The sequence below is a fragment of the Pseudomonas brassicae genome (assembly GCF_010671725.1).
GTDB classification, from domain to species: Bacteria; Pseudomonadota; Gammaproteobacteria; order Pseudomonadales; family Pseudomonadaceae; genus Aquipseudomonas; species Aquipseudomonas brassicae.
In genome coordinates this window covers 1-2708 of record NZ_JAAHBU010000458.1, presented here as the reverse complement: position 1 = coordinate 2708, position 2708 = coordinate 1, and the positions used below count along the sequence as shown (strand labels likewise).

The following is a 2708-nucleotide window of genomic DNA, read 5'->3' as shown; positions in this document are numbered from 1 at the left end:
CCGCCTCGGGCTTCGCCTGGCGCCAGCGCCAACTGGTGTTCCGTCAGCAGTCGCTGGCCGAGGTGGTCGACCAGCTCAACCGTTACTGGCCAGGGCAGACCCTGGTGCTGGGCGAGGCCCTGCGCCAGCGCAAGGTGTCGGGGGTGTTCGACATCGACAAACCGGAGGCGTGCTCAAGGCGTCAGCCACACCCTGGGGTTGCAGGCCAGCGAATACGCCGGTTACCTGCGGGTGCTGCGGGAAGGTTGAAAAAATTGCGAAATGTTCAGGGTTTTGCCCGATACCGTCGTCCTTGATGTCGAAGGCGCAAACAATAAGCACTCTCAGACAGTGCAGCGCCACGATCATCTTTGACGTCTCGGGGAGCACTTTGCATGGAACATCCGTCCGCCAACCGGCGCCTATTCGCGTTGCCAACCCTGGTCGCACTGGCCATTGGCACAGGCGCCAGCATGGCGATGCCCGTACAGGCCGCCGCCGCCCAGGCCCAGGTCTACCGCTTCGAGGTACCGGCGCAGTCGCTGGATGCGGCCCTGGCCGCCTTCAGTGCCGTCACGCGAATGCAGGTGCTGGTCAGCGCCGAGATGACCCAGGGGCTGCGCTCGCCGGGGCTCAGCGGTAGCTACTCACAGCCCGATGCGCTGGCGCGGCTGCTTGCAGGCACTGGCCTCAGCGCCCGTTTCATCGATGCCGACAGCGTCACCCTGGAAAAGCGCGGCAACCCTGAGTCGGCCTTGCAACTGGGTGCAACCACCGTCAGCGGCAAGCAACTGGGCGTGACCACCGAGGGGGCGCGGTCCTACACCACCGGCGCAGTGACCATCGCCAAGGGCGAGCAGAAGCTCAAGGACATCCCGCAGTCCGTCTCGGTGCTGACGCGCAAGCGCATGGACGATCAGAACATCACCACCCTGACCCAGGCGGTCGAGAGCGTGCCCGGGTTGGCCTCGGTCAAGTCGCCGGGCCCCGGCATGTTCGTGTTCTCGCGCGGGTTCGATATCGAGTCGCTGCAGTACGACGGTGTGCCCGTGCCGCGCAACGTGTACGCGCTGGGCAGCTACATCACCGAAAACATGGTGATCTACGACCGCATGGAAGTGCTGCGCGGCTCGGCCGCCCTGCTGCAGGGGGCCAACAGCACCACTGGCGCGATCAACATGGTGCGCCGGCGCCCGCAAGCCGAGCCCACGGTAAAACTCACTGCCAAGGCCGGCAGCTGGGACCGTTATGTGGCGCAGGCCGACGCCGGTGGTCCGCTGAACGAGGCCGGCACGGTTCGCGGTCGGGCGGTGGTCAACTACGAGAAAGGCCGCTCGTTCACCGACTACGTGTGGAACTGGGAGCAGACCGTGTACGGCGCGGTGGACTTCGACCTCAGTGAAGACACCACGCTCGGCATCGGCGCCAGCAACAAGAAAAGCCACTCAAGGCCCTACCTGATCGCGTTGCCGCGCTACAGCAACAAGGAAACCTTGAACCTGTCGCGTTCGACCTTCACCGGCTCCATGTGGAACCGGGCGATGAACGACCAGACCGCGGTGTACCTCGATCTGGAGCACCGCTTCAACGACCATTGGAAGCTCAAGGCCGCTGCCATGGCCATGAACGAGTCCAACGAGGCGACCTACCAGTTCATTGCCGGGGCCGTACAGCCAGGCACCAGCGTGGGGCCTCGCTACTCGGATTTCGCCACTGACTTCACCGGCAAGAGTCGGGGCCTTGATGTGTACCTGACGGGTGATTTCGAGGCGTTGTCGTTCGAGCAGACGGTGTTGCTGGGGGCCAACTACTCCAAGTACACCACCAACGATGCCTACGCACGGATGTTCACCCCCGGTGTCGATATCAACCACATCGACCATCACCGCCCATTCCAGGACTTCGACAGCATTGCCGATCAGGCCAACCTGGCCACCAGCACCTATGACATTCGCCAGAAAGGCCTCTACGGCAGCTGGCGTGTGAAGCTGCTGGACCCGCTGACGCTGGTGGTGGGCGCGCGCAGCAGCTGGTACGACTTCGCCTTTGCCCAACAGAACTATTTTGCCCGCGAGTTGCAGGAATACGGCGAGAACAACAGCACCCGAACCACCGGCAAGGTCACGCCGTTCTATGGCCTGGTGTATGCGCTGAACGATCAGTGGTCGACCTACGCGACGTATTCGGAGGTGTTCATCCCGCAGACCGGACGAACCATGGGCAACGGCCCGCTCAAGCCGGTGGAGGGCGACAATTACGAGTTGGGCCTGAAGGGCGAGCTGATGGATGGCCAGCTGAATGCGTCGCTGGCGATGTTCCGCTATATCCACAAGAACCGCGCCGTGGCCGACCCGGCTGATATCGGCGAGGAAGGCTGCGGTGGCGTTGGCTGTTTTACGCCGGCGGGCAAGGTGCGCAGCCAGGGCTTCAGGTGGCGGGCAGCTACACCTACAACACGACGACGTTTTTGGAAGACGCCAAGCTCCAGGGCAAGGTGTTTGCCACCTCCACGCCGATGCACATGTTCCGCCTGTGGGCCGATTATCAATTGCCCGGTGATTTCAGCCAGGTCAGTGTGGGGGCGGTCTGAACAGCCAGAGCAGCACCTTGAGCTTCGACCGTGCCTTTGCACAAAGCGGTTACACCGTGTGGAACTCGCGGGTGGCGTACCGCGCCAGTGACGAGGTGATGCTGGCGGTGAACCTGAACAACGTGTTCGACAAGAAGTA

The 2708-nt window shown here is 63.2% G+C and carries 1 protein-coding gene and 1 pseudogene; both read left to right on the top strand.

All coding sequences use genetic code 11. The features are described 5' to 3' along the window. Positions 1–296 (top strand): annotated as a pseudogene (locus tag G3436_RS24330) (hypothetical protein); the annotation flags it as partial. 78 nt (positions 297–374) lie between these two features. Continuing rightward, entirely contained in the window at positions 375–2660 is a 2286-nt protein-coding gene (locus G3436_RS24325) for a TonB-dependent siderophore receptor (RefSeq protein ID WP_338001319.1), read from the top strand. Positions 2661–2708: the final 48 nt, after the last annotated feature.